This window comes from Streptomyces sp. NPDC000941 (assembly GCF_053599555.1).
Genome location: NZ_JBSFMM010000356.1, coordinates 1 through 7,194 on the forward strand (window position 1 = coordinate 1; position 7,194 = coordinate 7,194).

The 7,194-nt window shown below is 70.3% G+C and carries 2 protein-coding genes; both read right to left on the bottom strand.

Annotation, left to right across the window (positions count from 1 at the left end; all coding sequences use genetic code 11):
* Positions 1–161: 161 nt before the first annotated feature.
* Positions 162–1,199 (bottom strand): ketoacyl-ACP synthase III family protein, encoded by a 1,038-nt coding sequence (locus tag ACWDSL_RS50620; RefSeq protein WP_450496188.1) that lies wholly within the window; start codon positions 1,197–1,199, stop codon positions 162–164.
* A gap of 35 nt (positions 1,200–1,234) precedes the next feature.
* Positions 1,235–7,194: SDR family NAD(P)-dependent oxidoreductase (locus tag ACWDSL_RS50625; protein WP_450496190.1), on the bottom strand; the 5,960-nt coding region annotated here is incomplete at its 5' end.

Here is a 7,194-nt window from a genome sequence, read left to right on the forward strand (position 1 = left end):
CAGGAAAACGACACGACAAACCCACCACAGCCACCGCGTCATCCCGCACCACACCCACACCCGACAACACGACAGACAGCCCCCGCTCAGTCGATTCAAAAACCACGATGTGCGCCTCCCTGGCCGACGCACGCTATGCGCGCCGGCCAGAGAGGTGATGTTCAGTTGGCCCAGGCGGGCACGTCCACGATCTTGAGCACTGCGGACGAGCAGATCCACCCCGGACCCTGCGAGGTGAGCAGAACGTGGTCACCCGGGGAGAGCTCGCCGGCGCGCACGCTGTGGTCGAGAGAGATGATCAGGTCGGCGGCGCCCGCGTGGCCGACCGACTTGCCGAACTCCCAGGTGGAATGCTCCATCGTCAGGCCGAGTGGCTGCATCAGGGCCTGGTCGATCATGCGGCCGTCGAGGTTGATCGCGATGACCTTGGCGATGTCGGCCGCGTTCACATCCGCGTCGACCAGTGAGCGGAAGAGAATGTCGAGGTCGAACTTGGACAGGCTCTCCAGGATCTCGGTGAGCGGCAGGTCGTTCTCGTTGAACTGGATCGCCCGCTCGCCGACGCTCAGTTCCTCGTACGCCTTGGTCTGCGGCGGCAGCAGCGACTCCTCACCACGGTGCCACTTCTCCAGCATGTGCAGCGTGCCGGTGTTCAGCGATCGGATCTCGGCGAAGCCACCGTCGGCGCTGACGACCGCGGCGGCGGCGCCGTCGGAGAGGATGTACGTGGAGCCGAAGTCCTTCCAGCGGTTGATCGTGGGGGTGCTGAAGTTCTGGGCCGTGGTGACCAGCACGGTCTCCGCCTTCGCGGCGCCGGTGATCTGGCCGACGGCCGTGTCGAGCGCCGCGAGCATGCCGTTGCAGCCCTGGTGGATGTCGAGGGCGGGAATGTTGCCCGCGCCCAGCTCCCGCAGGATGTAGCCGGGCGGGTACGACCCGTCCGGGCCCTGGTAGTAGACGCTGCTGTGGATGTGGGAGTCGATCGTGTCCGCGTCCACGTCGGCGCGCTCGATGGCGCTGCGCGCCGCGGCGACGGCCATGTCCACCGCCGCCAGGTCGCCGGCCACATGCGTACCGGTCAGGCCGCTGGCCTTGTACACCTCCTCCTCGTACATGCCGTCCGCGATGGCCTGCTCGCTGCTGACCCATTCGGGCAGGTGCACACCGACGGAGCTGATGAAGACGTCGTTTACTCTCACTGCAAGGTTCCCTTTCGAACCCTCGGCCCGACGGTTCAGTCGGCGAGGATCTCCTTCTTGAGGTACTGGGCGAGTTCGCCCGGTGTGCCGAAGTCGAATACGAGCGTGGGCCGCAACCGGAGATCGGTGGCCGCGTTGAGCCGGTTGCGGACATCGAGCGCCGACAGAGAGTCGAAGCCCAGATCCTTGAAGGCGTGTTCTGGTGCGATCTGGTCGGCCGAGGCGTAGCCGAGCACCTCGGCGACGTGCTGACGTACCAGGTCGAGCAGCGCTTGGTCCCGTTGGGTGTCGTCCAGGTCGGCCAGCCGGGTTTTGAGCGTGACCACTTCTTCGGTAGCGGCCTCCGCGGTCCGTCGGGTCGCGGTGCGCACGATGCCGCGCAGCAGGGGCGGGGTGGTCCCGGCCTTGGCCCGGTCCTTCAGCTCGGCGTTGTTGAGCCGAGCGGGCACCACCAGCACCTCGTCGTTGCCCAGATGCCAGGCGGCGTCGAAGAGCTCCATGCCTTCGGCCGAGGTGAGTTCGGTCAGGCTCGTCCGGGTCATCCGCGCCATTCCCGCCTGGTCCAGATGGCCGGTCATGCTGCTGCGCTGGGCCCACAGGCCCCAGGCCATCGACACGGCGTGTCCGCCACGCGACCTGCGCTCCTGGGCCAGCGTGTCCAGGAAGGCGTTGGCGGCCGCGTAGTTGGCCTGCCCCGCGCCACCCAGGGTGCCCGAGATGGAGGAGAACAGGATGAAGGCCGACAGGTCCAGGTCGCGGGTGAGCGCGTGCAGGTTCAGCGCCGCATCCACCTTGGGGCGCAGCACCGCCCGAGTGCGGTCCTCGGTCAGCGAGGGGATGATGCCGTCGTCGAGCACACCGGCGGTGTGCACCACCGCGGTCAGCGGGCGCTCCGCCGGAACTGAGGCGAGCAGCTGCGTCAGCGCGTCCCGGTCGGCCACATCGCATGCGGCCACGGTGACCTGCGCGCCCCGCTCGGTCAGCCGCGCGGCCAATGCTGTCGCGCCCTGGGCGTTCGGCCCCTGTCGGCTGGTGAGCAGGAGGTTGCGTGCGCCGTGCTCGGCCACCAGCCGCTCGGCGACCATGCCACCGAGCAGGCCGGTGCCTCCGGTGATCAGGACTGTTCCGTCCGGGTCGAGCGCGGGTGCGCCCTCACCGGCTGCGGGCACCGGCTTGCGGATGAGCCGCGGCACGCGGACCTTGCCCTTGCGCAGGGCGAGCTGTGGCTCGTACGAGGCGAGGGCCTTCGTCACCGAGCGCCAGGTGGCTCGGCTGTCGTCGACATCCAGGAGGACGAACCTGCCCGGGCTCTCCGTCTCCGCGGAGCGGATCAGGCCCCATACGGCGGCGGAGCCGGGGTCGAGCGCGCCCTTCGTGGTCCCCGCGGCGACCGCGCCACGGGTGAGGAAGACCAGTCGGGACTCCTGGAACCTGTCGTCCTCGAGCCACCCCTGGACCACGTTGAGGGCCGCGAGCACCGGCTCGTGAGCCTTTTCCGCCGCGTCCTCGCGGGTCAGCAGATCGGCGGGCGTGGGCACTGCGGTGACCAGTACCACCTCGGGGGTGACGGCCCCCGCGTCGAGGGCCGCGCCCAGCGCCGCCAGATCCAGGTACGCCTCGACGTACTTCCCCGCGGCCATCAGTGCGGACCGCGCCCGGAAATCGTCGCTGCCGACGATGACCCACGATCCCGGCAGGGACTCCTTCGGGGCCGACTCGTCTCGCGGGGCCTCGCCGCCCTCGATCCACTCGACGCCGAAGAGCGCGTCGCGCAGCCCGTCGCGGGAGCGCCCGAGCTGGGCCGGGTTCACGGGCCGCAGCACGAGCGATTCGACCGTCGCGACCGGCCCGCCCGTGCCGTCGGCCACCGTGATGGACACGGTGTCCGGGCCGGCTTCCGTGGGCCTGAGGGCGACCCGTAGCACGGCCGCTCCGGCGGCGTGCAGGGTCACACCGCTCCACGAGAACGGCAGGCTGACCTGGTCGTCGTCGGAGAAGAACGCGCCCAGGCGCATCCCGTGCAGCGACGCGTCGAGCAGCGCGGGGTGGACGCCGAAGCGGGCGGCCTCCGCGTGGTGCTCCTCGTCGAGCACGACCTCGGTGAACACCTGGTCCCCGCGCCGCCAGGCGGCCCGTACGCCTCGGAATGCCGGGCCGTAGTCGTATCCGGTGGCGGCGAAGTCCTCGTACAGGTCCGCGACCTGGATCGGGACTGCGTCGACGGGCGGCCATACGCTGGCCAGGTCGACGGTCGGGCCCGTTCGGGCGGCGGTGAGCCGGTCGGTGACAGCGAGTGAGCCCGTCGCGTGGCAGGTCCACGACTCCGCACCGTAGTCGCCGTCCCGCCGCGAGTGGATGCTCAGCGCGCGCCTGCCCGTGTGGTCGGGCTCCTCGACAGTGAGCTGGACCTGTACGGCGCCGCGCTCCGGGAAGATCAGCGGCGCCTGAAGGGTCAGCTCCTCCACCAGGTCGTAGCCGACCTCGTCGCCGGCCCGGACCGCGAGTTCCACGAACGCGGTGCCGGGCAGCAGCACGGTGCCGCCCACCGCGTGATCGGCGAGCCAGGGGTGCGAGCGCAGCGACAGCTGACCGGTGAACATCACTCCGTCGGAGCCCGCGAGCTCGATGGCCGCTCCGAGCAGCGGATGCTCGGCGGAGCCGAGCCCGAGTCCGGTGACGGCCCCGGGACCGGTGGCCCCGACCGAGGCTTCCAGCCAGTAGCGCTGGCGCTGGAAGGCGTACGTGGGCAGATCCACCCACGAAGCGCCGACTCCGTCGAACACCTGCGCCCAGTCGACGGCCACTCCCTGCACCCACACCTCGGCGAGGGAGGTCAGGAAGCGCTGCGGACCGCCCTCGTTCCGGCGCAGGGTGCCGACGACGACGGTCTGCTCCGCGCCTCGGGCCTCGGCGATTTCCTGGAGTCCGATGGTCAGCACCGGGTGGGCGGACGCCTCGATGAACACGGCGTCGCCTCCGTCCAGGATGGCGCCGACGGTCTCCTCGAACCGGACCGTCTGCCGCAGATTGCGGTACCAGTACCCGGCATCCAGCCCGGCGGTGTCGGTGAGGCCACCGGTCACCGTCGAATAGAACGGCACCGACGACGACCGCGGCTCAATGCCCTCGAGCAGCTCCGCCAGCGGACCCTCGATCACCTCGACCTGGGCGGAGTGGGACGCGTAATCCACCGCGATACGCCGCGCCCGCACACCATCCGCCTCGCACCCCGCCAGCAACTCCTCCAGCGACTCGACCTCACCGGCCACCACCACCGAGGTCGGGCCGTTCACGGTGGCGACCGACAGACGACCGTCCCACGCCGCGATACGTTCCTCGACCTGGACAGCGGTCAGCGACACCGACGCCATCCCACCGAGCCCGGCCAGGCCCTCGGCAATCGCCCGCGACCGCAACGCCACCACCTTCGCCGCGTCCCGCAAAGACAGCGCCCCGGCCACACAGGCCGCCGCGATCTCACCCTGCGAGTGACCGACCACCGCGGCAGGTTCAACACCGAACGAACGCCACAACTCGGCCAACGACACCATCACAGCCCACAACACCGGCTGCACCACATCCACCCGCTCCAACGACACAGCGTCCGGGGCCTGCCGCACCACCCCCGCAAGATCCCACTCGACAAACTCCGCAAGCGCCGCACCACACTCGGCAAAACGCTCAGCGAACACCAGTGAGGAATTCAGCAGTTCAACCGCCATTCCCGCCCACTGCGAACCCTGGCCCGGGAACACCATCACCACACGCTCACCCGCGCCGGACACACCGTACGCAGGCCCGGTCACCACCTCCGGGGCGTCCTCACCCCGCGCCAGCGCGCCAAGCCCAGTGCGCAGCCGGTCACGATCGCCGATGACGACCGCACGGTGGTCGAACCGTGCCCGGCCGGAGGCGAGCGACCATCCCACGTCCACCCGCGACAGCTCGTCATGAGCCTCGATATGCGACAGCAACCGCTCCGCCTGGCCGCGCAGCGCCTCCGTACCACGGCCGGAAAGCACCCACGGAATGACGGTCGGCTCGTAACCGACGGCCCGCGGCGTCCTCGGTCGCGCCGACTCCTCGGCCGGGGCCTGTTCCAGGATGAGGTGGGCGTTGGTTCCACTGACGCCGAATGCTGAGACGCCCGCCCGGCGCGGCCGTCCGGTCTCGGGCCACGCGCGCCGTTCGGTGAGCAGTTCCACGGCTCCGGCCGCCCAGTCCACCCGGGGCGACGGCTCGTCCACGTGCAGCGTCTTCGGCAGGACGCTGTGCTGCAGGGCGAGCACCATCTTCATCACACCGGCCACGCCGCCCGCGGCCTGGGCGTGGCCGATGTTGGACTTGAGCGAACCGAGCCACAGCGGCTGGTCGTCGGGGTGCCCCTGGCCGTATGTGGCGAGCAGCGCCTCGGCCTCGATCGGGTCGCCGAGCGTGGTGCCCGTGCCATGTGCCTCGACCACGTCCACGTCGGCGACGGAAAGGCCGGAGTTGGCGAGCGCCTGTCGGATGACGCGCTGCTGTGAGAGCCCGTTCGGGGCGGTGAGGCCGTTGGAGGCGCCGTCCTGGTTGACCGCGCTGCCGCGGATGACCGCGAGCACCGGATGACCGTTGCGGCGGGCGTCCGACAGCCGCTCCAGTACGAGCATGGCCGCGCCCTCGCTCCAGCCCGTACCGTCAGCGGCCGCGGAGAAGGCCTTGCAGCGGCCGTCGGCCGACAGCCCGCGCTGGCGGCTGAACTCGATGAAGATGCCCGGCGCCCCCATCACCGTCACTCCGCCGGCCAGGGCCAGCGAACACTCGCCGTTCCGCAGCGCCTGCGCGGCCTGGTGAAGCGCCACGAGCGAGGAGGAGCAGGCCGTGTCGACAGTGATGGCGGGGCCTTCGAGGCCCAGGAAGTACGCGAGCCGACCGGAGACCACGGCGGATGCCTTGCCGGTCAGCAGGTAGCCGTCAAGGCCCTCCGACGCGACGTACAGCGGCTTGCCGTAGTCCTGATACGTCGTGCCGGCGAAGACACCCGCCTGGCTGCCCTTGAGCGAGACCGGGTCGATGCCCGCCCGTTCGAGCGCTTCCCAGGCGGTCTCCAGCAGCAGCCGCTGCTGAGGGTCCATGGCCAGGGCCTCGCGCGGTGAGATCCCGAAAAACGCCGGGTCGAAGTCGGCGGCGTCGTAGATGAAGCCGCCCTCCTTGACGTAGCTCTTGCCGGGCTGGTCGGGGTCCGGGTCGTAAAGCTCCTCGACGTTCCAGCCGCGGTCGGTCGGCAGCTCGGAGACCGCGTCCCGCCCCTCCGCGACGAGCTGCCACAGCTCCTCGGGGGTACGCACATCGCCGGGGAAGCGGCAGCCCATCGCGACGATCGCGATCGGCTCGTCGGCCACGCGCGCCGCAGCCGAGCGGGGCTCCGCGACGTCGGTTTCGGTGCCGGTGTTCGAACCCAGCAGTTCCGCACGCAGATACCCGGCCATGCGGGAGACCGTCGGGTAGTCGAAGACCGCGCCCGTCGGCAGCCGCAGCCCACTGGCCTCATTGAGCCGCTTCCGCAGCTCCATCAGACGCATCGAGTCAAAGCCGAGGTCCTTGAACGCCCGCCCCACGGCGACCGCGTCCATATCCGTGTGTCCCAGCACCGCCGCCGTGTGGCTACGCACCAGCTCCAGCAGCAGCCGCTCCTGCTCGACCACGGCAAGCCCAGCCAGCCGCCCGGCGAGGCCGTCGTCCGCGTCCGAATCCTCTGCTGCGGCTACGAGTGACGTGTCGGACGGCTGCTGGGACTCCTGTCGCGGCTGCCGCTTTCGCTTCCAGGAGGCCAACATGGGCAGCAGGCCGCTCAGCAGCGACTGCTCTTGCTCGCCTTCGACCTCAAGGGTGCTGGTGAGAGATTCGAGGTCTTCGTTCTCGATCGCTTCCCAGAAGCGTGCTTCTACCTCGTCGACCTTGCGCTCGGAGGCGGTGGGTCGCGTCTGGGGCTCCAGCCAGTAGCGCCGGCGCTGGA